This is a genomic window from Azospirillum griseum (assembly GCF_003966125.1).
Taxonomy (GTDB): domain Bacteria; phylum Pseudomonadota; class Alphaproteobacteria; order Azospirillales; family Azospirillaceae; genus Azospirillum; species Azospirillum griseum.
The window spans coordinates 12,494-38,180 of the sequence record NZ_RXMA01000007.1 but is presented as its reverse complement, the minus strand read 5'-3'; the positions used below and the strand labels follow the sequence as shown (position 1 = coordinate 38,180).

The following is a 25,687-nucleotide window of genomic DNA, read 5'->3' as shown; positions in this document are numbered from 1 at the left end:
CCTCCCCAATCCAGATCAGCCTTTTTTGACCAGTGACAGAACGAGGTCGAGCACGTCCTTTTGCGCCGCCGCACGGGCCGCCGGGTTGCCGCCGACCTGCGGACCCTTCTGCACGCAGGCGTCGGTGTAGGCAAAGGGCGCGTTGGTGGCGGTGTTGATCAGTTGGCCCGGCGCGCGCTCCTCAATGCTGCACTCCCGCACCGTCTGGGCGGTGGCCGACACCACCGGCCCGTCGCTCAACGGCGTGTCGAAGCCATGATGGGCGTCGGGGTAGCTGGTCAGGGTCACGTTGACCCCGGCCTTTTGCAAACGCTCGGCCTGGGCGGCGCAGGTGCGCAGCGGGTTGTAATCGTCCGCCGCGCCATGGATGAGGTGGATCGGCTTGGCCACCGGCTTCAGATCGTCGATGTAGCGGGTGGCGCAATCGGGATAGAAGGGGATGTACCCGGCGAACTCCGCCCCCGACCGGTTCCACAAGGCGTGGAAGCGGGCGAGGGAGGCGTAGAAGGCGGCTTGCCCGCCGCGCGAAAAGCCCATCAGCACGATGCGTTGCGGATCGACGCGCGGGTGCTTGGCCAGGATCTCCAACGACCGGTAGAGGTCGATGATGAGGTTGAGACGGCCCAACCGCGCCTGATCGGCGGAGGTGGAGACCAGCCCCCGCCCGGTGAAGCCATCAACGGCAAAGGTGGAAATGCCCTGCGCGTTCAGCAGCCGCGCCCACATCTCGACGTTGGGGCCGATGCCGCCGGAGCCGTGCATCAGCACGACCACCGGCAAACGCCCCTCGCCCTGGGCGACGCGGAATTCGCCCGACACGGTGACGGGGGTGGCCCCGGCGCTGTCGCCGGTCAGGAATTGCGAGTCCGACAGGGTCAGCGACGGGATCGGGTGCAGTTCCACCCGGCTGGCGATGGCGGCGCGGTCCGCCGTTTGCGCGACAGCGGGCGCGGCGGTGAGGGATGCGCCCAGACCAGCCCCAAGAACCGCCAGCGATAGGGCAGCACCAGCCAGGGTGCGGCTGAGAGACGAGGGACGGAGGGATGAGGCGTGCGGCATGCGGCGCATCCTGTGGCAAAGGGACGAGAGGGAAGGGGTCATGCGCCGTACACCCAGCCGGGCAGCGCCGTGGCGATCTGCGGGAAAAAGCACAGCAGCAGCACGCACAGGATCATCAGCCCGACAAAGGGCATCACCCCCCAGATCACATCCTTCAGCGGAATGTCGGGGGCGATGTTCTTGATGACGAAGATGTTCAGGCCGACCGGCGGGTGGATCAGCCCCATTTCCATCACCACCATCATGATGACGCCGAACCAGATCAGATCGAACCCGGCAGCGCGCAGCGGCGGCAGGATGATCGGTGCCGTCATCAGGATGATCGACACCGGCGGCAGGAAAAAGCCCAGCACCACGATCATCAGCAGGATGGCGGTCAACAACACCCAGCGCGACAGCTTCAGGGCGACGATGGCCTCCGCCGCGCTCTGGCTGATGTGCAGATAGCTCATGACGTAGGAGTAGAGCAGCGACATGCCGATGATCATCATCAGCATCGTCGATTCCCGCAGGGTGGAGGTCAGCATCGGCCCCAGCTGGTCCAGCCGGTAGGCCCCATAGACGACGGCGACCAGCGCCAGCGCCAGCACCCCGCCCAGCCCCGCCGTTTCCGACGGGGTGGCGAAGCCGCCATAGAGCGCCACCATCACGCCGGTCAGCAGCACGACGAAGGGCAGCACGCGCGGCAGCGACGACAGCTTTTCCCGCGTGGTGAAATGCTCTTCCTTCAGCAGCGGCGAGTCGTAGCGCCCCTCCGCCATCGCCATCCGCTTTTCCTTGCGGAAACGGATCACGGCGTAGACCGCGAACATCACCACCATCAGCAGCCCCGGCCCGATCCCGGCCAGGAACAGGCGGCCCAGCGACTGTTCGGCGGCGACCGCGTACAGGATCATGGTGATCGACGGCGGCAGCAGAATGCCCAGCGTGCCGCCCGCCGCGATGATGCCCGCCGCAAAACCGCCGGAATAGCCGCGCCGCCGCATTTCCGGGATGCCGGCGCTGCCGATGGCCGAGCAGGTGGCCGGGCTGGATCCGGCCATGGCGGCGAACAGGCCGCAGGCGAAGACGTTGGCCACGCCCAAGCCGCCCGGCACCTTGTGCAACCAGGCGTGCAGCGCCGAATAGAGATCGGCACCGGCCCGCGATTTGCCGATGGCCGCCCCCTTCAGGATGAAGAGCGGGATGGTCAGCAGGGTGATGCTGGCCATTTCCTCGTAGACATTCTGCGCCACGGTGTCGAGCGCGGCGGCGGGCATGAAGATCATCATGAAGATCGTCGCCACCAGCCCCAGGGCAAAGGCGATGGGAATGCCCGAAAACAGCACGCCGAAGGTGGCGGCCCCGTACATCAGACCCAGTTCCAGCGCGCCCATCAGTCGGCCTCCCCGTTCGCCAGCAGGCTGTCGAGCACCTGCAACAGGATTTGCAGCGCCAGCAGCGTCATGCCCAAGGCCATGAAGGAATAGGGAATCCACAGCGGCGGTGCCCAGGTGGAATGCGTGACCATCCCGTCTTCCCAGGCCTCGTGAAACAGCGTCCAGGATTTCCACGCGAAAAAGGCGCAGAAGGCGAAGGACGCCACATCGGCGACAAAGCGGCGGACCCGGTCCACGGCGGGCGGCAGCAGTTCCGCCAACGCGTCGATGGAGACATGGCCCCGCCGGGCCTGCACCCAGGCCGCCGACATGAAGGTCGCCCCGACCAGCAGGAAGACCGCCATTTCATCCTGCCAATCGGCGGGGTGATGAAAGGCGTAGCGGGTGATGGCCTCCTGCGTCAGCACCACACCGGCCAGCACGACGGCGATCGAGGCCAACACCACGACCACCCGGTTGATGAGCGACAGCGCCGCCCCGATCCATTTCAGCGAGGGCGCGCGGACCACCGGCCCGCTGGCCCCGCCCAGGATGAGGTTCCGTTCCGCCGCCGACATCAGGCTTGCTCCGCCAGCTTGAGCAGGCGCGCGCCGTCCTTGGTGCGTTCGGCGAAGTCCTTCCACGCGGTGTCGCGGGCGATGTCGGTCCAGCGCTTCACCGCGTCCGCCGTCATGTCGGCGGTGGACACCCCGGCCTTGCCGTAAATCTGGGCGATGCGGGCGTCGTCCTCCTGCGCGGCAGTGTAGCCGAAATTTTCCATCTCCAACCCGACCTGCTCCACCACCTTCTGCTGATCGGGGGTGAGGGAATCGAAGACGGTCTTCGACATCATCAGCGGTTCCAGCATGAACCAATAGCTGTTCTGGCGCGGCACGGTCAGATGCTTGCTCAACTCCTCCAGCTTGAAGGAAATCAGGCTGGTGGAGGAGGTGATGGCGGCGTCCACCGCCCCGGTCTGCATCCCGGCGTACAGCTCGTTCGACGGGATGGTGCTGACCGCCGCCCCGGCGGCCTTCAGCATCATGTCCATCTCGCGGCTGCCGCCCCGGATCTTCATGCCCTTCACATCCTCCGGGTTCATCACCGCCCCGGCGCGCGAGGCGGTGCCGCCCGCCTGCCAGATCCAGGTCAGCAGCTTCACACCCTTGGACTCCATGATCCGGGTCAGTTCCTGTCCGATGGCGGCGGTGCGCCAGCGGCGTCCCTGTTCGTAGCTGGTGACGAGGCAGGGCATCAGGCCCAGATTGGCCTCCGGCACCTCGCCCCCGGCGTAGGGCATCGGGTAGAGCGACAGATCCAGCGCCCCTTTGCGCAGCGCGCTGAACTGGGCCAGCGTCTTCATCAGCGACGAGCTGGGGTAAATCTCGAACCGCAGGGTTCCGGCGGTGCGCTTTTCCACCTCGGCGGCGAAACGGCGGGTGATGCGGTCGCGGAAATCACCCTCCTCCAGCGTGCCGCCGGGGAATTGGTGGGAGATCTTCAGGGTGCGCGCGTCCGCCGCCCAGCCCAGGCGGGAAGCGGCGATGATGGCGGGGGCGGCCAGAGCGGCGCCGACCAGGGCGCGTCGCGAAACGATCATGGGGCGGACCTTTCCAATCAACTGGATCAAGCGGGTCAAAGCGACGGCGGATCAAGGCGACGGCGGTGGCGCGGACAGGGTCCGCAAGGCCAGCGACCGGCGCGGCGGTCGGGGAAAAAGGGTCAGCCGGGTGGGTCGGCGCAGAGGGTGCACATCATGGGGTTTCCTCCGTGTATCGCGCGGTTTGTATCGTGTTGTCGAGTTCTTGTATGCGATATGACGGTTTGTGTATGCCAGAATTTGTTTGGTGTGGCAATTGTTTTCGCGTTCCTGTATTCTCCGGCAGGAAATCCGGTTATGATGCGCCGCAACAGGGGAGACAGGAGCGAGCATGAGCGACAGCGTGGGCGAACGCAGCGAACCCAGACAGAACCGCGCGGACCAACTGCGCGACCTGATCGAGGAGGACATCGCTTCCGGCCGCCTGGCCCCCGGTTCGCGGTTGGAGGAAAGCGCGCTGGCCGAACGCTTCAACGTCTCGCGCACCCCGGTGCGGGAGGCGCTGGCGCAATTGGCCTCGGCCGGTTTGGTGGAGATGCGCCCGCGCCAGGGGGCCGTCGTCGCCGTCCTCAGCCTCGACAACATCATCGAGATGTTCGAGGTGATGGCCGACTTGGAGGCTCTGTGCGCCGAACTCTGCGCCCGCCGGATGACGCCGGAGGAGCAGGCGCGTTTGCAGGCGGCGCATGAGCGCTGCGGGGCGGTCAGCGACAACGGCGATGTCGAAGCCTATTATCAGGCCAACCGCGAGTTCCACGACATCATCTATATCGGCAGCCACAACCGGCATTTGGAGGAGATGACGCGGGCCTTGCGGAACCGGGTGTCGTCCTACCGCCGTTTGCAATTGCGCCACCCCGGCCGGATGCGCCGGTCCTGGGCCGAACACGACGCCATCGTGCGCGCCATCATCGCCGGTGATCCGGCAGCCGCCCGCGACATCACCAAACGCCACATCGCCATCCAGGGCGACACCTTCACCGATTTCCTGGCCGCGCTTCGCGAAGCCCGGCTGGATGTGGCCTGATCCAAGGGGTGTCATCCAGCGCGATTTTTTTTGTTCTAAGTGTTTGCGTTGGCGGATCCCTTGCGCTATGGTCCGCATCCGCAGGCGACGGACCCGTAGCTCAGCTGGATAGAGCGCTGCCCTCCGAAGGCAGAGGTCATGAGTTCGAATCTCGTCGGGTCCGCCAATCCTCGCAATAGGTTACGACGAAACTTTCCCCAGGTTGGGGGTGTGTTCGGGGCAGTGACCTACCGGCGGCGATCCAAAGCCTCCCGCGCTGACACCAGATAGCCGGTCGAATCATGGGCGTAGACACGCTCGGTCGTCGACGAATCGGTGTGCCCGAGGAAGCGTGAAACCATCAGCATCGGAACGTCCGCTTCGGCCATTCAGGTGGCGGCCCTGTGTCGCAACGTGCGAGGCGTCACGTCCTCCAAAGCGCCATCATCTTGTCGGTCATCGTGGTCACCCTTCGTATGGGTTGAGGTGTGGTGATCAGACTCTATCAAAGAACCGCGATGACCACCCCGCTGTGGAGAACGGACCCGCCTACACCAGCCATCGAAGGGCGCTGCGGCGGGCCGGTTCCCCACAGCCTCACCTGCACCATTGCAGGGGGCAGGATCTCATTCGGCGTATCGCAAGGTGTTGATACCGTTCTGATTATTTTCGAATCAGACTCTCAGAAAAACGATATCCACTATTCCCTTTTGTTTGTTCGCCCCGATGGGGAACAGTTGGCCGAGATTGGCAAGATCATCGATGAACGCGGTGTTTGTCCGGTGATCGACCAGATGTTTCCGTTCGATCAGGCGCAAGAGGCCCTCCGCTCTCTCGCCACGGGCCGCGCAAAGGGCAAGGTGGTCGTCCAGCGGATTTGATGCGATTGGCGTTGGGTGACTTTGTTCGGGTGTGAGGGTGGCAATGACGGCCTTGCGGGGGCACGCCTGCAATGTCCAGTTGCCATATAACACCCGGATAAAATAGTTGTTTCGAATTTTATCCGGGTGTATTACCGCCGCATTGCCCACGCGACGGAGACCACCCGTGACTCAGAATGCGCGAAAAGCCGCCATCACCGCCTACAAGGAACGCACGGCGCAAGCCGGGATCTACGCCATCCGTTGCGTCCCGACCGACCAGATTTGGGTCGGGGAAACGCAGACGCTGGACAGCGTGCAAAACCGCCTGTGGTTCTCGCTGCGCACCGGCGGCGACCCGCACCGGGATGTGCAACAGGCCTGGAACCAGCACGGCCCGGATGGCTTCACCTTTGAATCATTGGAACGGATGCCAAAGGAGGATCTGGCCTTTGCCCGTCAGGCCTGGCTCAAGGCCCGCGTGGCCCATTGGCGGGAGCGGTTGGGCGCACGCCCGATCTGAACCGCGCGTGTGAAAAACAGGCCGGGCGGGCCAAAGGCTCGACAACCGGAACGAAGCGTGGTCCGATGCCGCTCTTTCCGTTTTCGAACCATCACACACGCGAGGAACACGCCGCCATGGCCGCGCAACCGTGGGAAGACCGCAACCGGCTGATCGCCATCGACATCGAAACGACCGGACGCCGCATTCCCCGTCTGGAGGACATCCGCAAGGCCCCCAAGGGGATGCGCCAGCCCGGTGTCGTCATTGAAATCGGCTGCATCGAGGTTGTGCGCGACGGGGCCAATTGGGTGAAGGGGCGGACCTGGGAAAGCCGCGTCAACCCCGACGCGCCGATCCACCCCGATTCGATCAAGGTCCACAACATCCGCCCCAACGATCTGAAGACGGCCCCGCGCTTTCCCCAGATCGCCGACGAGCTGGTGGCCTTCATCGGCGACGACCTGATGGTCGCCCACGCCTATGAAAACGAGATGGATTACCTGAACTACGAATTCGCCCGGGGTGGTCGCATCGGCTGGGGCGAGCAATTCTTCCCCGAACAGCGTTTCATCTGCACCAAGGAGATGTCGCACGAGCGGTTCCCGGGTGCCTCCGGCTCGCTCGACGCCCTGTGCGATCGGCTGTGGCTGGATCGCAGCGACCGCTTTTCCCACCATGGCGCGCTGCTCGACGCCGATCTGACCATCGACGCCTTTTTGAAGATGGCCTATGGCGACATCGAGCCGCGCGAAGCCGTGTTCGAGTAACCTTCATGAGAAGGATGGCCCCGCCGCGCGGACACGCGGCGGGGCCATCACCGTTTACAGCTTGGCCGCCGCGTCAAACACGGCGTGGCTGAAGGCCCCTTCCGGCTTCTTGGTGATGACCGGGGCCGAGGCGCCCGACATCAGGATCGACACGGTGCGGTCGAAATCCGCCGGGTCGAGGTAGCCGGTCCCCTTCTTGCCGCCCGCGATCAGCTTGGCGACCTCCTGCATCATCGTCGTCTGGTGTTCCTTGGTCTGCGCGCCGGTGGTGTCGGCGTTCAGCACGATGGTGACGGCCTCGGCCTGATTCTTGGCGGCGTATTCCCAGCCCTTGGCCGACGCCTTGACGAACTTCGCCAGCTTTTCCACCATCTTCGGATCGGACAGCTGCTTGTCGGTGGTGTACAGCCCGTCTTCCAGCGTCGCCACGCCCTGGTCCTGGTATTTGAAGACGACGAGGTCTTCCGGCTTCATCCCGGCTTCGATCAACTGCCAATATTCGTTGTAGGTCATCGTCGAAATGCAGGCCGCCTGCTTCTGCAACAGCGGATCGACGTTGAAGCCCTGCTTCAGCACCTTCACATCCGGTGAGGAACCGGAGGTGGACAGGCCCAGCTTGCTCATCCAGGACAGGAACGGGTATTCGTTGCCGGAGAACCAGACGCCCAGCGTGTTGCCCTTGAAATCCTTCGGATCGCTGATCTTGGCGTCCTTGCGACAGGTCAGCATCATGCCGGAGGTCTGGAAGAACTGGGCGATGTTGACCAGCGGCACGCCCTTTTCACGGGTGGCCAGGGCCGACGGCATCCAATCGACGATCACATCCGCCCCCCCGGCGGCGATGACCTGCGTCGGGTTGATGTCGGGGCCGCCCGCCTTGATCATCACATCCAGCCCGGCGTCCTTGTAAAAGCCCTTTTCCGCCGCAACGTAATAACCGGCGAACTGGGCCTGCGTGACCCATTTCAGTTGCAGGGTCAGCTTGTCAGCGGCCGAAGCCGCAGCGGAGAAACCGGTCAGCGCGGTGGCGGCGAGCAGAAGGGCGGAAGCAAGGGTCTTCATCGCGAATGGTCCTCGGCTGTTGGTGAGTTGGCGTGAGCGGACGGTGTTCGACGAAAACAGAGCAGGCGAAAACAGATCAGCGTTTGCGGAACGAAGGGTGCCAGGCGGTGACACGGCGCTCCGCCAGGGCGAGCGCGCCGTAGAGCAGGGATCCGGTGAGGGCCGCGACCGTGATCGACGCCCACACCACATCCAGATTCATCCGCGCCACCTGGGTCGAGATGCGGAAACCCATCCCAACCACCGGGGTGCCGAAGAACTCCGCCACGATGGCCCCGATCAGGGCCAAGGTCGAGTTGATCTTCAACCCGTTGAACAGGAAGGGCAAGGCGCAGGGCAACCGCAACAGCAACAGGCTGCGCCAATAGCCTGCGGCGTAGGAACGCATCAGATCCAACTGAATGCGCTCGGCGCTGGCCAAACCGGCCAACGTGTTGATGAGCATGGGGAAAAAAGTCATGACGACGATGACCGCCGCCTTCGATTGCCAATCGAAGCCGAACCACATCACCATGATCGGCGCGACGCCCACCACCGGGATGGCGCTGGCCAGATTGCCCAGCGGCAGCAGGCCGCGCGCCAGGAACGGGACCCGGTCGGCGAGAATCGCCACGGCGAATCCCGCCCCGCACCCCAGCAGATAGCCGCGCAGCACCGAAATCAGCACGGTTTGACGGAAATCGTCCCACAGATCGGCGGCGTTGGTGGCAAAGGCGGCGGCGATGGCGCTGGGCGGCGGCAGCAGAATGGCGGGCACCTGAAGGCCACGGGTCAGAATCTCCCACAGCAGCAGGATGGCCAGCCCGAACAGCGCCGGGCAGGCGTGGCGGGCCGGGCCGCTCACCTCCGCCAGCAGACGCAGCACTCGCCCCAGCAGCAGGGTTGCGCCCAGCAGAAGCAACCACAGCCCGGCGTCCGGGGCCAGGCCGTCCGCCAGCAACCGCAGCGTCGCACCATAGCCCGCCGCGACTCCGACCGACAAGATCACCGCTTCCGACAACGCGCCGACGGCCAACCGGCGCAGCAGCAGCGTCCCCACCAGCAGGACCAGCCCGGCCACGGCCACCGGGCTGTCCACAAAACCCACGCTGTGCCCGGCCACGCCGCCCAGCGGCAACAGCGGGGCGAGCAGCGCCACCAGCGGCCCGGGGGCCATCGCGGGGCGCGGTTGGCGAGAGGCCACTCCGATCATCGTCCACCTCCCGGGCCGGAGCGCACCAGCGCCCGTTCGGCCACACCAACCGCCGCGACCAGCGCCACCCCCAGCAGGGCCGCCATCACCAGCGCGCTCCAGATCTGCACGGTCTGGCCGTAATAAGATCCCGACAGCAGGCGCGCGCCCAACCCGGCCTGGCCGCCGGTTGGCAATTCGCCCACGATCGCGCCGACGACGCTGGCGGCCACCGCCACCTTCAGGCTGGCGAACAGAAAGGGCAGCGAGGACGGCAGACGCAGCAGGCGGAAGGTCTGGCCGGTGCCCGCGCTGTAGGTGCGCATCAGATCAAGCGCCAGCGGATCGGCGGAGCGCAGCCCCTTGACCATGCCGATCGTGATGGGGAAAAAGCACAGATACATGCTGATGATCGCCTTGGGCAGCAGGCCGGTGAAGCCCATGTTGCCCAGGATGACGACGATCATCGGGGCAATCGCCAGGATCGGCACGGTTTGCGAGGCGATGACCCAGGGCAGCAGGCTGGCTTCCAGCGTCCGCACCTGAACGATGCCGACGGCCAGCACCACGCCCAAAACCACGCCCATGGCAAAGCCGGTCAGCGCCGATCCGGCGGTGACGCCGGTGTGGTACAGCAGGTTGCGGATGTGGGTGACGGGCGTGCCGGTCAGGGATTGGAACAGCTCCACCGCCACCTGATCGGGGGTGGGCAGGATCGGGCGCTTCATGGCGAAGGCTTGGCGAACGAAATCGGCGGTCCCCCAACCGTCGCCCAGCCGGTTCAACGCCTCCACCGCCTGCGGGCCGTTCAGCCACAGCGCCCCGGCGTACCACAGCACCAGAATGGCCAGCGACATCGCCGCCACCGGCAGGATCCGGTCAGTCGTCATAGGAATGCCCCTCCATCAGCCCTTCACGGACGCGGTGGGCGATGCGCTGGAACTCCGGCGACTCGCGGATGTCGAGCGTGCGTTCCGGCGGCAGATCCCGCGCGCAGTCGATGACGTCGAGGATCCGGCCCGGGCGCGGACTCATCACCACGATGCGGGTGGACAGGAACACCGCCTCCGCAATCGAATGGGTGACGAAGACGCAGGTCTTGCGGGTGCGCCGCCACAATTGGGTCAGCTGCAGATTCAGATGGTCGCGGGTGATTTCATCCAGCGCGCCAAAGGGTTCGTCCATCAGCAGCAGGTCGGGGTTGAAGGCCAGGGCGCGGGCGATGGACACCCGTTGCTGCATGCCGCCGGAGAGTTGCCAGGGGAATTTGCGCTCGAACCCGGCCAGCCCGACGCGCTCCAGCTGCTCGCGGGCGCGGGTCTGGCGTTCGCCGCGCGGGATCCCCATGATCTCCAACGGCAGGGTGACGTTGCGTTCCACCGTGCGCCACGGGTAGAGCGCCGGAGCCTGGAAGACATAGCCATAGGCCCGCTTCAGCCGCGCCTGTTCCGGCGTCATCCCGTTGACCAGCACGGTTCCGCCGGTGGGCTGTTCCAGATCGGCGATGACGCGCATCAGCGTGGTCTTGCCGCAGCCGCTGGGACCGATCAGCGAGATGAAATCACCCTGGGCAATCGACAGGCTGACGTCGCTCAGGGCGTACACCGGATGATCGGCGGCCTGATAGGTCAGGGTCAGGTTGCGGACGTCGACGATGGTCCGCCCCGGTTCCGCCCCCGGTTCGGCGAACGGCGCTGGGGGCGGAACGGCGGTCAGGGCGGGAGGCAGGGAGGGGGATGGGGCGGCTGGCACGGGGCGGCGTCCTCGCGTTGGCGTCTCTCACCCGATCCAGCAGCAAAAGGCGGGCCAGATTGGTGGGATGGCTGAACAGTCCGAATACCCACCATTGTTTCAGACGTTGGAAAACCTGTCCAGTGAGACAAATTTTGACGATGAAGACAGGGTCTGCTCCCCCACCATCGCGGGATGATCGCGTGAGGCCATCCGCATAAGAAACAGGCAGTCAATGGGCCGGTGAGTGAATTCCAGGCACACGCCGCTGCGGCGACAGCGATCACGCCGATGACCCGCAGGGACCGGGGCGATGGCGCAAGGACGCGCCTGCCCCGGAACAGCGTCACCCGCAACAGTCGAACCAGCAACGCTGTCAGGGTTGCCCGCCCCGCCCTTCCAACAGATCGCGGTCCCCGGCCAGCGCCGTTGCCATGAAATCGAGGAAGGCGCGGACACGGCCCATCATGCGCAGGTCGCGGTGGGTCAGCAGCCACATCTTGATTCCGCTGTCCTCCACCGCCGGGCCGACGCGGCGCAGGTCGGGCATGCGGTCGGCCAGCGCGCAGGGCAGCAGGCCGAAACCCAACCCGGCCCGCACCCCCTCCACCAGGGCGGCCACCGAATTGACGCGGTAGGCGATGCGCTCCGCCGGAATCGTGGCCTTCATCCACCGGGCCATGCTGGTGTGATCAAAGCTTTCGTCCACGCTCGCCCACGCGGCCGCGCTCAACGGCGCGTCGCCGTGGCGCTCGGCCAGCGGCGCGGCGGCGTAGGGGGCGAAGGCCAGCCCCGACACCACCCGCCCCACCAGCGTGTCCGGTGGCTGGCCGATCAGGCGGATGGCGATGTCCGCCTCGCGCCGGGTCAGGCTGAGCGACGCTTCGGCGATGGTCACATCGACGCGGATGCCGGGATGGCGCTGGCGGAAGGCCGCGAGATGCCGGGGCAGGACGTGCAGGGCAATGATGTCCACCGTGGTGACGCGCAGGGTCCCGTCGATCTGGGCGTCGCGCCCGGACAGGCGCAAACTGGCCGCCGCCAGCGTCTCTTCCATCGCCAGCGCGGTGCGGTGCATCTCCTCCCCCGCCGCCGTCAGGACATAGCCGCGCGGCAGCTTGTCGAACAGCCGCACCCCCATGGCCCCCTCCAGCCCGGCGATGCGGCGCAGCACAGTGGAATGGTTGACCCCAAGCTGACGAGCCGCCGCCGACAACGAGCCTTGCCGGGCCACCGCCAGGAAATAGCGCACGTCGTCCCAATCGTTCTGTGCGTTCATGCAGACACCTTATGCGCCAATTCGGAATTCATGCTTATTTTCGCACAGTGTAAGGTCTGAGGGAATAACGGAGCGCACAGCGGCGTCCAGAGACTCACGCGACTGCGTTTCACTCTCACGATGCATGAGTTCGTCATGTCCGACCTTCTGAACGATCCCTTTGTCCAATCCAGCGTTCTGCCGCTGCTGCTGGGCCTGCTGGCGGTGGGCCTGCTGCGCCTGGTCGGCGGCGCGCGGAACGGGCGGCTGTTGGCCAGCGGGGGGATCGCGCTCGCCTTTCTGGCGCTGTTCCTGCTGGTGGTCGGCCTGCCAGCACTGCCGCCGCCGTCGAGCATGGGCAAGCTGTTCTGGTCGGTGGTTGTCGGCTTCGCGCTGGGTCTGGTGGCCGACGCGCTGGGCCTGCGGGGCCGCGCGGCCTCCACCCTGATCGGGCTGTGGTTCGTCGCAGCGCTGGTCTGGATCGCGCTTCCGGCGCTGGACTCCGCGCGGGCCTTCGTCACCCTGGTGGTGCTGGCCGCCGTCGGGCTGTGGGTGGCCTTCGCCGACTCCCTGTCGGGCGCGGAGAAGACCACCGGCCCGGCGGCCGTCCTGCTGGCGCTGGCGCTGGCCGTCGGCGTCACCGCGCTGATCGGCTCGTCGGCCTCCATCGCCCAATTGGGTCTGGCGCTGACCGCCGCGACCGGCGGATTCCTGCTGTGGAACTGGCCGACCGAGCGCCATGTCTGGGGCGTGTCGGGCCGGGTGGCGCTGGCGCTGCCGGTGCTGATCGCCACCATCCTGACCCTGTTCACCCAGGCGGAATCGACCACCCTGCTGATCGCCCTGCCCGCACTCGCCGCCGACGCCCTGCGCCGTCGCCTGCCGATCGGCATGACCGGGTTCGGCCCGGCGCTGGCGACGGTCGCCGTCACCGTTCTGGCGGTGGTTCCGGCGCTGGCCGCCATCGCCGCCGCCTTCCTGCTGAGCGGGGGCGAGGCGTCGCCCTACTGACGCCGCCGCCCCGCCACCCTTCTGCTTCCTTTTTCCTCTCTTCGTCCTCACACCACACACACAGGAAAGTCTGTCTCCATGAAGAAGATCGCGTCCGCCGCCCTGCTGTTCGCCGCCCTGACCAGCGCCCCGGCCTTTGCCGCCCCGGTCGCCTACAAGGTCGATCCCGGCCACCTCAGCGTGGCGTTCATCGTCAACCATCTGGGCTTCTCCAACCTGATCGGCCGCTTCAACACCGCCTCGGGCGACGTCAGCTTTGACAAGGACGCCGTGGACAAGAGCAGCGTGACGATGACCATCGACGCCGCCAGCGTGGACACCAACCACGCCAAGCGCGACGAGCACCTGCGCTCCCCGGATTTCTTCAACGTGAAGGAATTCCCGAAGCTGACCTTCAAGAGCACGAAGATCGTCAAGACCGGTGACAAGACCGGGACGCTGACCGGCGACTTCACCATGCTGGGCGTGACCAAGCCGGTGACGCTGACCGTCACCTTCAACAAGGAAGGCAACAGCCCGGCGTCGAAGCTGGACACCGTTGGCTTCTCGGCGCGCGGCACGCTGAAGCGCACCGATTTCGGCATGAAGTACGGCGCGCCCTACATCGGCGACGACATCGAACTGCTGATCGAAGCCGAAGCCACCAAGTAAGCGGTTGCGACGACCGGCGCGGCGGAGCGATCCGCCGCGCCGGTCTGTTTTGCCGATGTTTGCCGACGGGGATGACGATGCCGGAACTGGTCAACGGGGTGTGGGTCAAGGGCGACGTCGCCGCCAGCGAGATCAAGAACGGGGCCTTTCACCGGGAACCGACGCGCTTTCGCGGCTGGATCACCCCGGACGGCGCGCCCGACGCCGACGGCACTCCGACCCGCCCCGCCGAGGCCGGGCGCTATCACCTCTATGTCTCCTACCTCTGCCCCTGGGCGTCGCGCACGCTGATCCTGCGCGCGTTGAAGGGGTTGGAAGGGATCATCGGCCTGTCGGTGTCCCTGCCCGTGCTGGGTGAGGATGGCTGGACCTACCCCACCGACGAGGACGCCGGACCGCACCTGCCGCGCTTCCGCTTTCAGCACCAGCTCTACACCGCCAGCGATCCGACCTACAGCGGCAAGGTGTCGGTTCCGGTGCTGTGGGATCGGCGGGACGGGCGCATCGTCAACAACGAATCCGCCGACATCCTGCGCATCCTGAACAGCGCCTTCGATGGGTTGACCGGCAACCGGCTGGATTTCTACCCCGAAGCGCTGCGCGCGGACATCGACCAGTGGAACGCGCTGATTTACGAAACCGTCAACAACGGTGTCTACCGCTGCGGCTTCGCCAAGTCGCAGAGCAGCTACGACAGCGCCTTTGACGCCCTGTTTGCCACGCTGGCGCGGTTGGAAGACCATCTGGGGCGGAACCGCTATCTGGTCGGCGACTGGCTGACGGAAGCCGATTGGCGGCTGTTCGTGACGCTGGTGCGCTTTGACGCCGCCTATCACGGCGCGTTCAAATGCAACCTGCACCGCATCGCCGATTGCCCCAACCTGTCGGGCTATCTGCGCGAGCTGTACCAATGGCCGGGCGTGGCCGACACGGTGCGGATCGACGACATCAAGGCGGGCTATTACTCCATCGCCACCGTCAACCCGACCGGCATCGTGCCCAAGGGGCCGCTGCTGGATCTGACCAGCCCCCACGGGCGCGACGCCCTGCCCGGTCGCGGCATCGTCACGCGGGGCTGACGACCAAAGCGCATCGGTTTCCGCCCCGCATCACGCTGGGCCAGGGGACGCAACGGGGCGCGTGCCGAGAATTTCGACGAACCGCAGAAGATAGCCGTCGGGATCTTGAGCAAGCGCCTCGATCTGGCCATGCTCGATGTCGTCTTCTCGGTACCAAACCTCCTCCGCCTCCCGGAAGAGGGACAGGCCCGCCTGGGCGAATCGGTCCAAAATCGGTTGGAGCGCCTCAACCTCGATCTGAAGATTGATTCCCCGACCAAAGGGGGGAGCGAGTGGCCCGGTCTCCCAACTGCCTTCGTGCCTCTCCTCCAACATCAGCTGCGCGCCGCCCAGGTCAAGATAGATGAAACGATCTTCTTCACGCTCAAACGTCATCGAAAACCCGACAATGTTGCAGTAAAACTTCTTGCTGACGTCAATGTTCCTGCACGTCAACTCCGGGACAAGAACGGCCCAATTTTGATTGTTCATGCGACTCCCCAAATTTTCCCTTAAGACCGTTCAGACAAAATCCTCATCACCACCAATGTGGCCATCAAGACCCTGCCCAATCATGGTCGGTGCCTGACCAACGGCCCTCGCGTCGGCGCTTGAACGCGTTGCGTCCGCGTGCAAACACACAGCACCATAGCCGCAACTCCGTCCCTTCCACTATCCTGACCGCCACGCCACCCGCGTCCAACGCTCCTGTGCAAGGTCAACACTCTCGCCATGGCCACCGTCGCCGAAGCCCTCGCCGTCGCCGCCGACCATCACCAGTCCGGGCGGCTGGCGGAGGCGGAAACGCTGTACCGGCGGATCCTGGACGTCGATCCCGACAACGCGGCGGCGCTCCACCTGTTCGGGGTGCTGGCCGCCCAGTGCGGGGCCTTCGACGTCGCCGCCGATCACATTGGCCGCGCCATTGACCACAATCCGACGGTGGCCGAGTTCCACCGCCATCACGCCATGGCGCTCGACCGGTTGGGCCGGGTGGTCGAGGCGGCGGACGCCTATGGCCGCGCCGCCGCGCTCGATCCCGGCCACGCCGACACCCAGTTCAACCACGGCGTTCTGCTCGACCGGCTGGGCCAGCGGGCGGCGGCGGCGGACGCCTTCGCCCGCGCGCTGGACGCCAACCCGCGCCACGCGGCCGCCGCCAACAACCGGGGCCTGGCCCTGCGCGCCCTGGGCCGCACGGCGGAGGCCGCCGACAGCTTCGCCCGCGCGGGCCGGATCGACCCCGGTTTCGGGGCGGCCTGGTATCATCAGGCCCTGGCGCTGGCCGCCTTGGGGCGGTTGGACGACAGCACCACGGCGCTGCGCCGGGCGGTGGTGGGCGATCCGGGCCTGAGCGGCGCGCACGTCAATCTCGGCAACCGGCTGCCACAGACCAGCGACGCCGGGTTGCGCCATTACCAACACGCGCTGAAGCTCGATCCCCGCTTGGCCGGGGCGTGGCGCGGGCTGGCCCAACAGCTTCACGCGCGCGGTCGCCAGACCGAGGCGGCGGAGGCCGCCGCCGAAGCCATCCGGTTGGGCGGGGGCGAACCCATCCTGTGGAACGCGCTGGGAACCTGCCGTCTGGCGGCGGGCGACCGGGCCGGGGCGGTGCGCGCCTTCACCCGCTGGACCATCGCGCACCCCGACGACGCCGAGGCGCAGTTCGCCTTGGCGGTGACGAGCGCGCCCAACGATCCAGCGCTGGCCGACGGCGCTTACCGCCGCACCGTCCGCCTGCTGTGGAGCGATCATCGGGCCTGGGCCAATCTGGCCCTGCTGCGTCTGGCCGACCGGCGCCCGACCGACGCGCTGGCCCCCTTGCGCACCGTGGTGGCGCTGCGCCCCGATCTGGCCGAACCCTGGTTCAACCTGGGCCACACCCTGCGCGGGCTGGACCGCGCGGGTGACGGGGTGGGGGCGTACCGCCGGGCCTTGATCCTGGCCCCCGATCAGGTCGGAACCGCCTTCAACCGCGCCTTGGATTTGCAGGAGCTGGGGCGGATCGACGCGGCGGCGGAGGGCTACCGCCACACGCTGGTGCTCGACCCCACCCACCGGGACGCCCTGTGCAACCTGTCCAGCATCGTGCGCGCCACCGCCCGTTACGCCGAGGCGACGGCGGGCTACCGCCGGGCGCAGGCGCTGGAACCGGACAATGTGGACGCCCACCGCAACCTGCTCTCCTCCATCCTCTACGATCCGGGCTGGACAGAGGCGATGCGCTTTGCCGAACACCGGCGGTTCGAACGGCTGCACGCTGCCCCGCTGTACGCAAGCTCCCGACCTTGCGCAAACGATCGTGATCCGAACCGCCGCCTGCGCGTCGGCTATCTGTCCGCCGATTTCCGCAGCCACCCGGTGGCGCGCAATCTGGAACCGATCCTGGCCAACCACGACCACCAACGGTTCGAGATCACCGCCTACGCCCACGTCGCCCGCCCGGACGAGACGACCGAACGCCTGCGCCCGTTGATGGACCGCTGGCGCGAGGTCGGTGGCTTGTCGGATGCCGAAACGGCGGCGCGCGTCCGCGCCGACGGCATCGACGTGCTGGTGATCGTCGCCGGACGCTTCGATTCCAACCGCCCGTTGGTCGCCGCCCACCGCGCCGCACCGGTGCAGATCAGCCTGTATGACGGGGCGACCAGCGGCCTGTCGGCGATGGATTACCTCATCACCGACCGGGTGATGACGCCGCGCGGGCGCTTCGCCCCGGCCGACGCCGAATCCTTCGCCGAACGGCCGATCCGCCTGCCCACCCTGTTCGCCTATCCCCCCATCGACGACGCCCCGCCGCCCGAACCGCCGCCCCTGCTGGCGCGCGGCGGCGTCACCTTCGGCAGCTTCAACAACCCGGCCAAGCAATCGGACGCCGTGCTGGCGCTGTGGGGCCGGGTGTTGCGGGCGGTTCCCGGCTCCCGGCTGGTGCTGAAATACAAAAATCTCTACGCTGCGCCGGAATTGGCGGCCCGCGCCCGCGCGATGGTGGCCGACCAGGGCGTCGATCCCGCCCGCGTTCTCACCCCCGCCAGCGTGCAGGACCGCCGCCATCATCTGGCGCTCTATCACGGCATCGACATCGCGCTGGATCCCTTCCCCTTCTGCGGGGCGACGACCAGTTTCGAGGCGTTGTGGATGGGCGTTCCGGTGGTCACGCGACCCGGCGCCAACATGATGAGCCGCTGGTCGGCGTCGCTGCTGTCGGCGCTGGATCTGCCGGATTTGATCGCCACCGACGACGACTCCTACGTCGCCATCGCCGCCGCGTTGGCCGCCGATCCGGCGCGCCTGACCGCCCTGCGCGCCACCCTGCGCGCCCGGATCGCCGCCGCCCCCTTCCTGAACGGCCCGCACAAGGCCCGGCAGATGGAGCGGGTCTATCGCGCGCTGTGGCGGCGCTGGGCGCGTGGGATTGTTTGAAATTTTTGTATAATCATTGGTGATTTAAGGCATCCCGATCAAAGGCTTACTGTTGAATCGAGAGCGGACGCGCCGGACGTCGGCCTTGACAAGAAAGCCATGAGGTAGGGACCGTGACCGAGCAATCACCCGTTGAGGTCATGACGGATGTCATGACCAAATTCACCTCTTACATCGGCAAACGCCTTCCGACCGATGTGAAAGGGAAGCTGGCCGACCTGCGCAGCAAAGAAACGAACGAGATGGCCAACGTCCTGTTCGATTCGATGGCCGCGAACCAGGAGGCCGCCGACAAGCTCAACCGCCCGAGTTGCCAGGACACCGGCGTCATCCAGTATTTCATCACCGTCGGCGCGAAATTCCCGCTGCTGGGCGAGTTGGAGGAGATCCTGCGCAACGCCACGCTCGGGGCCACCAAACTCGGGCCGCTGCGCCACAACGCGGTCGAGGCGTTTGACGAGAAGAACACCGGCACCAACACCGGATCGCGGATTCCCTGGCTGGATTGGGAAATCGTCCCGAACGAGGACAGCGCCATCATCGACGTCTACATGGCGGGCGGCGGCTGCACCCTGCCCGGAGCCTCCACCGTGCTGATGCCCGGTCAGGGCTATGAAGGCGTGGCCGACTTCGTGTTCGACGTCGTCACCTCGCGCGGGATCAACGCCTGCCCGCCGCTGCTGGTCGGGGTCGGGGTGTCCACCTCGGCGGAAACCGCCGCGCGCCTGTCGAAAAAGGCGATCCTGCGCCCGGTGGATTCCCGCCACCCCAACGCCAACGCCGCCAAGATGGAAACGCTGCTGGAAGAGGGCCTGAACGAATTGGGCATCGGTCCGCAGGGCCTGACCGGCAACAGCAGCGTGATGGGCGTGAACATCGAATCCTCGGCCCGCCACCCCTCCACCATCGGCGTCGCGGTGTCGACCGGCTGCTGGGCGCACCGGCGCGGGCGCATCAAGTTCAACGCCGATCTGTCTTACAACATCCTGTCGCACGAAGGGGTGACGCTGTGAAAAAGATCCTGACCACCCCGATCAAGGACGAGGATCTCGCGGATCTGAAGATCGGCGACATCGTGTATCTCACCGGGCGTCTGGTGACGTGCCGCGACGTCGCCCACCGCCGCCTGATCGACCAGGGGCGCGAACTGCCCGTCGATCTGAAAGGCGGGGCGATCTTCCACGCCGGCCCCATCGTGAAAAAGAACGAGGCCGGTGAGTTCGAAATGGTCTCCATCGGGCCGACGACCTCCATGCGGATGGAGAAGTTTGAAAAGCAATTCATCAAGGAAACCGGCGTGAAGCTGGTTATCGGCAAGGGCGGCATGGGGCCGGAAACCGCCGAGGGCTGCGCCGAACACAAGGCCGTCCACGCCGTGTTCCCCGGCGGCTGCGCCGTTCTGGCCGCCACCCAGGTGGAGAGGATCGAAGGGGCCGAGTGGCAGGATCTGGGCATGCCCGAAACCATGTGGATCAACAAGGTCAACGAGTTCGGGCCGCTCATCATCTCCATCGACACCAAGGGCAACAACCTGTTCGAACAGAACAAGGCCCGTTTCAACGAAAAGAAGGGGCCGATCCTGGACCGCATCAAAAGCCAGGTCGGCTTCATCCGCTGACGCGCCGCTCCGGCCTTTCCGGTCAGCCATTCCCCCCGCACTCCCCCGGTGAGCACCGCCTCGCCGGGGGTTTTTCGTGGCCCTTTGTTGGTGGTCAGGCCTGATCGGCGTAGCGCGCGAGCTGGTCGCGCAGCGTGTCGAGCATGCGGTCGCGCAGCGGGTCGCGGGTCCCGCGCATCCAGGCCGCCGCCAACGGCAACCGATCCACCGGCGCGCCGCCCACCCCCTCCAACGGGATGAACCGAACGCTGGGCGGGGCCATCCGCGCGGTCCAACGGGGGACGATGGCGACCCCCAACCCGGCCCCGACCAGATTGATGATGGTTTGCTTTTCTTCGGCCAGTTGGGCGACGCGGGCCTGATGCCCGGCTTCGGCGAACAGCTTCATCGTCAGATCGTGGCTGTGCGGGCGTGATCGCCGTTCGGGCACGATCACCGGCTGGTCGGCGATGTCCTCGATCCGCAGGCTGGACCGACCGGTCAGCGGGTGATCGGCGGGCAAGGCGACGACGACCGTTTCGTGAAACAGGAACAGCGCGTCCAGCGCCCGATCCGGCTGCTCGGGCGGGCGGACAAAGGCCAGATCGAGCCGCCCGGACCGCAGCCGGGGCAACAGGCGGATGGTCTTGTCCTCCGTCAGCTGCACGACGACGTCCGGGTGGCGGGCGCGGAAATCCTGAAGCAGCATCGGCAACAGCCCCGCCGCCGCGCTGTCGATCGCCCCCACCCGCAAGACGGAGGTCTGGACCCGCGCGCCCGACCGGAAACGCGCGGCCAGACGGTCCGCCTGCAGCAACAGCGCGCGCGCCTCCTCCAACAAGCAGGCCCCATCGTCGGTCAAAGCGACGCTGCGCGTGGTCCGGTTCATCAGCCGGGTCCCCAGATCCTCTTCCAGCAAGCGGATGTGACGGCCCAGGGCGGACGGCAGCATGCCCAGACGCTGGGCGGCGCGACCGAAATGCAGCTCCTCCGCCACGGCGAGGAAGCAACGCAACTGATGCAGATCCACGCGCCATTCCCCCTTCTGCGTCTGGGGGGATTATACCATTTTTTTGTACAATGCCATGCGGTTTCCCACTGTTCGGTTCACTGATAAACCGTTGGGCACCGCAGCGCTGCACGATCATCCGAACACCACAAACAACGACAATTTGAGGGAGACGTGCAATGGACAGCGCGCTCGAAACGCGTGTCATGCGCAAGGTGTCTTGGCGCATCATTCCTTTCATCATGCTGCTCTATTTCATCGCATTCATTGATCGTGTGAACATTGGCTTTGCCGCACTGACGATGAACAAGGATTTGGGATTTTCACCGGCGGTCTTCGGTTTCGGGGCCGGGATTTTCTTTCTGGGCTATTTCCTGTTCGAAGTGCCGTCCAACCTGATCCTGCACAAGGTGGGCGCGCGGATCTGGATCGCCCGCGTCATGGTGACGTGGGGGATCGTGTCGGCCGGGATGGCCTTCGTGCAGGGCAGCACCAGCTTTTACATCCTGCGCTTCCTGCTGGGTGTGGCGGAGGCCGGGTTCTTTCCCGGCATCATCCTGTATCTCAGCTATTGGTTTCCGGCCCGCCGCCGCGCCGCCGTGACCGCGATCTTCATGGCCGCCGCCCCGCTGTCCACCGCCTTGGGATCACCGATCTCCGGGGCGCTGCTGGAGATGCACGGGCTGATGGGGCTGGCCGGGTGGCAGTGGATGTTCCTGATCGAAGCGGTTCCGGCGGTGCTGCTGGGCGGCGTGGTCCTGGTCTATATGACTGACCGGCCCGAGAAGGCCGATTGGCTGGACGCGGAGGAGCGCAACTGGCTGATCGCCGCGATGGCCGCCGAAAACGCGGGCAAGGCGTCCGCCGCCAGCCACAGCGTGTGGCGCGGTCTGGCCGATCTGCGGGTGCTGGCGCTGTCCCTGGTGTATTTCGGCACCTCGGCCGGTCTCTACACGCTGGGCATCTGGTCGCCGCAGATCATCAAGGAGTTTGGCCTCACTTCGATGCAGGTTGGTTTCCTGAACGCGATTCCCGCCATCGTCGCGGTTGGTGCCATGGTGCTGTGGGCGCGCCATTCCGACCGCACCGGCGAACGGACCTGGCATGTGGTGTTGGCCTGTCTGGTCGCGGCGGCGGGGTTGGCCTTCGCCGGATACGCCACGACGGTCGTCACCGTGCTGGCCGCGCTGACGCTGGTCAACATCGGCATCAGCTCCGCCAAGCCGCCGCTGTGGAGCATGCCCACCCTGTTCCTGTCGGGATCGGCGGCGGCGGCGGGCATCGCCACGATCAACTCCATCGGCAATCTGGGCGGCTTCGTCGGCCCGACGATGATCGGTTGGATCAAGGACACGACCGGCAGCTATCTGGGCGGGCTGTATTTCGTCGCCGGGTTGCTGGTGTTGTCGGCCGCCCTGACCCTGCTGCTGGCCCGCGCGGGCCGGAAGGCGGAGGCCGCCGAACCCGCGATCCAGCACTGACGCCCGATCTCCATGCGGTGGCGGTGCCCCGTCACCGTCACCGCATGGAGCGCATCCGCGACGCAGGCGCGGAGCTTGGCGAATCCGCGCTTTTGCGGGCAAAGTGGCTCCACGACAACGACAAGCGGCGATGGGTGCGCGAATGGAACTGCGGCATTTGCGCTATTTCCAGATGGTGGCGGCGGAGCGCAGCTTCACCCGCGCGGCGGAGCGGCTGCACATCGCCCAACCGCCCCTGAGCCGCCAGATCCGCCAGTTGGAGGAGGAGGTCGGGGCCGAACTGCTGGTGCGTGGATCCCGCCCGCTGGAGCTGACCGAGGCCGGACGCCTGCTGTACGAGCACGCCGTGCAGGTGCTGGACCGGGTGGACGAGATTCATTGGAGCCTGCGGGCGCTGGGTGGATCGCGCCGCACCGTCTATCCCATCGGCTTCGTCGGTTCGATCATTTACGGGTCGCTGCCGCGCGTGCTGCGCCGCTTCCGCGCCTCCCGCCCCGATCTGGATGTGCGCCTGATCGAAATGACGACGCTGGAACAGTTGCCCGCCTTGCGCGACCACCGCATCGCCGTCGGTTTCGGGCGGCTGTCCTTCCAGGAATCCGGCATCGCCCAGCGGGTGTTGCGCGACGAACCGCTGGTGGTTGCGGTGTCCTGCGAGTCCCCGCTCGCCACCGACAGCGGGCCGGTGCCGCTGGCCGCCCTGCTGGGCGAAACCCTGCTGGTCTACCCGCGCAAACCCCGGCCCAGCTACGCCGATCAGGTGCTGGCGCTGTTCCGCGACCGCGATCTGCTGCCCAGCGCGGTGGTGGAGGCGGGGGAATTGCAAACCGCGCTGGGGCTGGTCGCCTGCGGGGTCGGGCTGTGTCTGGTCCCGGAAACCGCGTCGGTGTCGCGCGCCGATCTGATTTACCGACCCATCGCCGACGCCGGCGTCACCTCGCCGATGATCGTCAGCACGCGCGCTGGCGATGACAACGAGGCAACCGCCGCGCTGTTGGCGATGGTCGAGGAGTGAGATCAAAAATTGTCCTTGCTGCACTGCAGCTCAATATTTCAGCGACTTGAGCAAAATCCATTCATCCCCTGCGCTTTCTTTTGGCAACGCTTATATCTGCATTGAAATTGTGGATTTCCATTTGGCGATTGTTGCGTTTTTCGGATAACGCCGGGACCCGGATGCGCGCAGCGGATAGTCCGCCCCGCCGCTCCTCTGCCAAGCTTTTCCGGTCTGGAGGGTGGTCGATGTCCCGTGACCATCCAGGGTCAGAGGAAAAGCTTGATGACTGAGCAATGCGCCGAAGGCCGTCTGGCCGTGTTCCCCAATCCCGATGGGTCCCGTGTTCCCTACACGGTGTTCAGTTCCGAAGAGATTTACGCGCTGGAGCAGGAGCGCATCTATCGCGGCCCGACCTGGAACTTTCTGGGTCTTGAGGCGGAAATCCCCAAGGTGGGCGATTACAAGAGCACCTTCGTCGGTGACACGCCGGTCGTGATGACCCGCACCGAGGATGGCGGGCTGGCCGCCTGGGTCAACCGCTGCTCCCACCGTGGGGCGATGGTCTGCCGCAAGGCGCGCGGCAACGCGCTGTCGCACAGCTGCGTCTATCACCAGTGGAGCTTCAACGCGGCGGGCAATCTTCAGGGCGTTCCGTTTCGGCGCGGCCAGAAGGGGGCCACCGGCATGCCGAAGGATTTCGACCCGACCAAGCACAACCTGCATCAGTTGCGGGTGGAGAGCTATCGCGGTCTGGTCTTCGCCACCTTCAGCGACAGCGTCGGCCCGCTGGCCGACTACATCGGCGCGGAAATGCGCCCCTTCATCGACCGCATCTTCTCAAAGCCGGTCGTCTATCTGGGCTGCACCCGGCAATATTCGGACAGCAATTGGAAGCTGTATTTCGAAAACGTCAAGGACCCCTACCACGCCAGCCTGCTGCACCTGTTCCACACCACCTTCAACATCTTCCGCGTCGGCATGAAGGCGCGCTGCATCCCCGACGCCACCCACGGGCTGCACAGCATCATCTATGTGTCGAAAAGCGAGGAGGATGTGAACTCCGCCGATTACAAGGCGCAGAAAATCCGCTCCTACGACGAGGGTTTCCATCTGGAGGATGACTCGCTGCTGGCGCTGGAGCCGGAGTTTGAGGAGATCACCACCAACCACATCCAGCCGATCTTCCCGCAACTGGTCATCCAGCAGATCCACAACACGCTCGTCGCCCGCCAATTGCTGCCCAAGGGACCGGACCATTTCGAGCTGGTCTTCCACTTCTTCGGCTATGAGGACGACACGCCGGAGATGCGGGCGCTGCGGATCAAGCAGGCCAATCTCGTCGGCCCGGCCGGTTACATCTCGATGGAAGACACCGAGGCGACCGAACTGGTCCAGCGCGGCACGGTGCGCGACGGTCACAAGACCTCCGTCATTGAAATGGCCCGCTCCGCCCCGGAGGAACAGAACACCCTCATCACCGAAAACCTGATCCGGCGTTTCTGGGTCGGCTACCAACATTTGATGGGCTTTGACACGCCCAGCGTCGCGGCGGAGTGACCGGCATGAACGACCTGATGACCCGCCTGGAATTGAGCGCGCTCCAGGACCGCTACGTCTCCATCATCGACAACGACCGGATGGAGGAATGGCCGACCCTGTTCACCGAGGATTGTCTGTATCAGATCATCTCGAAGGAGAACGAGGATCTGGGCCTGCCCGCCCCGATCATGCATTGCGACAACGCCCGCATGCTGCGCGACCGGGTGGTCGCCCTGCGCAACGCCAACATCTTCGAACAGCCGGTCTACCGCCATTGCCTGTCGGGCCTGGAATGGACCGGCGACGGGGCCGACGGCTACCGCTGCCAGACCAGCTATGTGGTCATCAACACCTCGGCGGCGGGGGAATCCACAGTGTTCCAGGCCGGGCGCTACCTCGACCACGTCGTCCGCACGCCGGACGGGCTGCGCTTCAAATCCAAGCGCTGCGTCTACGACACCAGCCGGGTGCAAACCCTGCTGGCCTACCCGATCTGAGCGCACCGGATCGACCGCCCGATCCGTGACCCACCCCGATCCGTGAC

General features: G+C 66.0%; 25 protein-coding genes and 1 tRNA gene. 15 read left to right on the top strand and 11 right to left on the bottom strand.

Features of this window, described 5'->3' with window-relative positions; all coding sequences use genetic code 11:
* Positions 1–15 precede the first annotated feature (15 nt).
* From EJ903_RS09490 to dctP, 4 genes are read right to left on the bottom strand one after another with little or no spacing between them, the layout of a single operon-like run.
* Positions 16–1,059: a dienelactone hydrolase family protein gene (locus EJ903_RS09490; RefSeq protein ID WP_126614501.1), complete on the bottom strand. Its 1,044-nt coding sequence runs from the start codon at positions 1,057–1,059 to the stop codon at positions 16–18.
* A gap of 38 nt (positions 1,060–1,097) precedes the next feature.
* Complete coding sequence (locus EJ903_RS09485; RefSeq protein WP_126614499.1) at positions 1,098–2,435, bottom strand: TRAP transporter large permease; 1,338 nt, start codon at positions 2,433–2,435, stop codon at positions 1,098–1,100.
* Positions 2,435–2,995 carry a TRAP transporter small permease gene (locus EJ903_RS09480; RefSeq protein ID WP_126614497.1) on the bottom strand — a complete coding sequence of 187 codons (561 nt, stop codon included), beginning with the start codon at positions 2,993–2,995 and terminating at the stop codon, positions 2,435–2,437. Before EJ903_RS09480 ends, EJ903_RS09485 begins: the two co-directional genes overlap by 1 nt.
* Complete coding sequence (gene dctP / locus EJ903_RS09475) at positions 2,995–4,017, bottom strand: TRAP transporter substrate-binding protein DctP (protein WP_126614495.1); 1,023 nt, start codon at positions 4,015–4,017, stop codon at positions 2,995–2,997. The genes EJ903_RS09480 and dctP overlap by 1 nt, the downstream gene beginning before the upstream one ends.
* A gap of 331 nt (positions 4,018–4,348) precedes the next feature.
* Between dctP and EJ903_RS09470 the strand changes: the two genes are divergently transcribed.
* The 5 genes from EJ903_RS09470 (at position 4,349) to EJ903_RS09450 (ending at position 7,155) form a co-directional block, all read left to right on the top strand.
* Entirely contained in the window at positions 4,349–5,044 is a 696-nt protein-coding gene (locus EJ903_RS09470) for a GntR family transcriptional regulator (RefSeq protein ID WP_126614494.1), read from the top strand.
* Positions 5,045–5,133: 89 nt separating this feature from the next.
* Positions 5,134–5,210: transfer RNA gene (locus EJ903_RS09465), tRNA-Arg, on the top strand.
* 331 nt (positions 5,211–5,541) lie between these two features.
* Positions 5,542–5,904: a zinc-binding dehydrogenase gene (locus EJ903_RS09460; protein ID WP_126614492.1), complete on the top strand. Its 363-nt coding sequence runs from the start codon at positions 5,542–5,544 to the stop codon at positions 5,902–5,904.
* 166 nt (positions 5,905–6,070) lie between these two features.
* The gene (locus EJ903_RS09455; RefSeq protein WP_126614490.1) at positions 6,071–6,406 is read left to right on the top strand and encodes a GIY-YIG nuclease family protein; all 336 of its coding nucleotides are present in this window, start codon (positions 6,071–6,073) and stop codon (positions 6,404–6,406) included.
* A 116-nt stretch (positions 6,407–6,522) separates the two neighbouring features.
* A complete protein-coding gene (locus EJ903_RS09450; RefSeq protein WP_126614488.1) occupies positions 6,523–7,155 on the top strand; it encodes a 3'-5' exonuclease in 633 nt (210 codons plus the stop codon).
* 54 nt (positions 7,156–7,209) lie between these two features.
* Here the strand turns inward: EJ903_RS09450 and EJ903_RS09445 are convergent, their stop codons facing one another.
* From EJ903_RS09445 to EJ903_RS09425, 5 genes are all read right to left on the bottom strand, one after another.
* A complete protein-coding gene (locus EJ903_RS09445) occupies positions 7,210–8,217 on the bottom strand; it encodes an ABC transporter substrate-binding protein (RefSeq protein ID WP_126614486.1) in 1,008 nt (335 codons plus the stop codon).
* A 76-nt stretch (positions 8,218–8,293) separates the two neighbouring features.
* On the bottom strand, positions 8,294–9,409 hold the full coding sequence (locus EJ903_RS09440) for an ABC transporter permease (protein ID WP_126614484.1): 1,116 nt from the start codon (positions 9,407–9,409) through the stop codon (positions 8,294–8,296).
* Positions 9,406–10,278, bottom strand: coding sequence for an ABC transporter permease (locus EJ903_RS09435; RefSeq protein ID WP_246015394.1), 873 nt, complete (start codon positions 10,276–10,278; stop codon positions 9,406–9,408). The genes EJ903_RS09440 and EJ903_RS09435 overlap by 4 nt, the downstream gene beginning before the upstream one ends.
* Positions 10,268–11,044, bottom strand: coding sequence for an ABC transporter ATP-binding protein (locus EJ903_RS09430; RefSeq protein WP_210211418.1), 777 nt, complete (start codon positions 11,042–11,044; stop codon positions 10,268–10,270). The genes EJ903_RS09435 and EJ903_RS09430 overlap by 11 nt, the downstream gene beginning before the upstream one ends.
* A gap of 451 nt (positions 11,045–11,495) precedes the next feature.
* On the bottom strand, positions 11,496–12,398 hold the full coding sequence (locus tag EJ903_RS09425; protein WP_126614483.1) for a LysR family transcriptional regulator: 903 nt from the start codon (positions 12,396–12,398) through the stop codon (positions 11,496–11,498).
* Between the two features lie 135 nt (positions 12,399–12,533).
* On the opposite strand from EJ903_RS09425, the gene EJ903_RS09420 reads away from it, so the two are divergent.
* From EJ903_RS09420 to EJ903_RS09410, 3 genes are all read left to right on the top strand, one after another.
* Positions 12,534–13,388: a hypothetical protein gene (locus EJ903_RS09420; protein ID WP_126614482.1), complete on the top strand. Its 855-nt coding sequence runs from the start codon at positions 12,534–12,536 to the stop codon at positions 13,386–13,388.
* Between the two features lie 78 nt (positions 13,389–13,466).
* The gene (locus EJ903_RS09415) at positions 13,467–14,039 is read left to right on the top strand and encodes a YceI family protein (protein ID WP_126614481.1); all 573 of its coding nucleotides are present in this window, start codon (positions 13,467–13,469) and stop codon (positions 14,037–14,039) included.
* A 77-nt stretch (positions 14,040–14,116) separates the two neighbouring features.
* Positions 14,117–15,118: a glutathione S-transferase family protein gene (locus tag EJ903_RS09410; protein ID WP_126614480.1), complete on the top strand. Its 1,002-nt coding sequence runs from the start codon at positions 14,117–14,119 to the stop codon at positions 15,116–15,118.
* A 30-nt stretch (positions 15,119–15,148) separates the two neighbouring features.
* Here the strand turns inward: EJ903_RS09410 and EJ903_RS09405 are convergent, their stop codons facing one another.
* The gene (locus EJ903_RS09405; protein WP_126614479.1) at positions 15,149–15,589 is read right to left on the bottom strand and encodes a bleomycin resistance protein; all 441 of its coding nucleotides are present in this window, start codon (positions 15,587–15,589) and stop codon (positions 15,149–15,151) included.
* A gap of 240 nt (positions 15,590–15,829) precedes the next feature.
* Here EJ903_RS09405 and EJ903_RS09400 point away from each other — a divergent pair, with 240 nt between their 5' ends.
* The 3 genes from EJ903_RS09400 (at position 15,830) to ttdB (ending at position 20,138) form a co-directional block, all read left to right on the top strand.
* On the top strand, positions 15,830–18,520 hold the full coding sequence (locus tag EJ903_RS09400) for a tetratricopeptide repeat protein (protein WP_126614477.1): 2,691 nt from the start codon (positions 15,830–15,832) through the stop codon (positions 18,518–18,520).
* Between the two features lie 152 nt (positions 18,521–18,672).
* Complete coding sequence (gene ttdA / locus EJ903_RS09395) at positions 18,673–19,533, top strand: L(+)-tartrate dehydratase subunit alpha (RefSeq protein WP_246015392.1); 861 nt, start codon at positions 18,673–18,675, stop codon at positions 19,531–19,533.
* Positions 19,530–20,138: a L(+)-tartrate dehydratase subunit beta gene (gene ttdB, locus EJ903_RS09390; RefSeq protein WP_126614473.1), complete on the top strand. Its 609-nt coding sequence runs from the start codon at positions 19,530–19,532 to the stop codon at positions 20,136–20,138. The genes ttdA and ttdB overlap by 4 nt, the downstream gene beginning before the upstream one ends.
* A gap of 94 nt (positions 20,139–20,232) precedes the next feature.
* Here ttdB and EJ903_RS09385 read toward each other — a convergent pair whose 3' ends face one another.
* On the bottom strand, positions 20,233–21,147 hold the full coding sequence (locus EJ903_RS09385) for a LysR family transcriptional regulator (protein ID WP_126614471.1): 915 nt from the start codon (positions 21,145–21,147) through the stop codon (positions 20,233–20,235).
* Between the two features lie 158 nt (positions 21,148–21,305).
* On the opposite strand from EJ903_RS09385, the gene EJ903_RS09380 reads away from it, so the two are divergent.
* The 4 genes from EJ903_RS09380 (at position 21,306) to andAd (ending at position 25,640) form a co-directional block, all read left to right on the top strand.
* Positions 21,306–22,607 carry an MFS transporter gene (locus EJ903_RS09380; RefSeq protein ID WP_126614469.1) on the top strand — a complete coding sequence of 434 codons (1,302 nt, stop codon included), beginning with the start codon at positions 21,306–21,308 and terminating at the stop codon, positions 22,605–22,607.
* A 142-nt stretch (positions 22,608–22,749) separates the two neighbouring features.
* Positions 22,750–23,622 (top strand): LysR family transcriptional regulator, encoded by an 873-nt coding sequence (locus EJ903_RS09375; protein WP_126614467.1) that lies wholly within the window; start codon positions 22,750–22,752, stop codon positions 23,620–23,622.
* A gap of 264 nt (positions 23,623–23,886) precedes the next feature.
* A complete protein-coding gene (andAc, locus tag EJ903_RS09370; RefSeq protein ID WP_126614465.1) occupies positions 23,887–25,161 on the top strand; it encodes an anthranilate 1,2-dioxygenase large subunit AndAc in 1,275 nt (424 codons plus the stop codon).
* A 5-nt stretch (positions 25,162–25,166) separates the two neighbouring features.
* Positions 25,167–25,640, top strand: a complete 474-nt coding sequence (gene andAd, locus EJ903_RS09365) for an anthranilate 1,2-dioxygenase small subunit AndAd (RefSeq protein ID WP_126614463.1) — start codon at positions 25,167–25,169, stop codon at positions 25,638–25,640.
* The last annotated feature ends 47 nt before the right edge of the window (positions 25,641–25,687 follow it).